1 protein-coding gene is annotated in these 643 nt (G+C 65.0%); it reads right to left on the bottom strand.

Annotation, left to right across the window (positions count from 1 at the left end):
• Positions 1-33: 33 nt before the first annotated feature.
• The coding region (locus tag QWZ14_RS28995; protein ID WP_290320546.1) for a class I SAM-dependent methyltransferase at positions 34-643 on the bottom strand (610 nt) is incomplete at its 5' end.

Here is a 643-nt window from a genome sequence, read left to right as displayed (position 1 = left end):
ACCATGCCCGTCAGCCTTCGCGCATAATCCAGGCTAGCTCCTTGTTGTGGAGCGCTTGCGTCCCGTGCCAACGAAATAGGCGATCGGAATATCGAGCCCGTGCTGGCCACGGTATGCTTCGGCGCGCCGCCCAATAGCCTCACGCACCCGAGCCCGGGTGGCCGCGTCTTGAGCCGCAATTGCACTTCCCGTTACCGCCATTCCACCCATGCCCGCCTGCCAGAGTGCCTCGACATCCGGCATGACGTGAGTGGTGCTATGTGCCGCCACCCGCACTGTATCTAGCCCCGCGCTGCGCAGCAGCGTGGCGAAGGCGTCCGGGTCGGAAAAGCGTAGCGTGTCGTGGCCCTCGGGCAGCTCAGGCGGAGGTGCCAGCCCCAACTCGGCGATTGCCTCGCGGAAGAGCCCTTGCACCCGCTGACGCACGGGTTGATCCCACCAACTGAAGGCTAGCCTGCCGCCCGGCGCCAAGATGCGCACACACTCGTTCAGCGCGGCCTCGGGTGCTGGAAAGTGGCCAAGGCCGAAATTGCACAACACAGCATCGAACGCGCCATTCGAGAACGGCAACGCCGTGACCTCGGCCACCCGGAAGTCGATACCAGAGTGAACCGCTCCAGGTTCGCCGGAGGCTGGTGAGCTT

Origin of the sequence: Paeniroseomonas aquatica (assembly GCF_030409335.1) — a bacterium.
In the GTDB taxonomy this organism is placed as follows: Bacteria; Pseudomonadota; Alphaproteobacteria; order Acetobacterales; family Acetobacteraceae; genus Belnapia; species Belnapia aquatica.
This window is presented reverse-complemented; position numbering and strand designations above follow the sequence as displayed.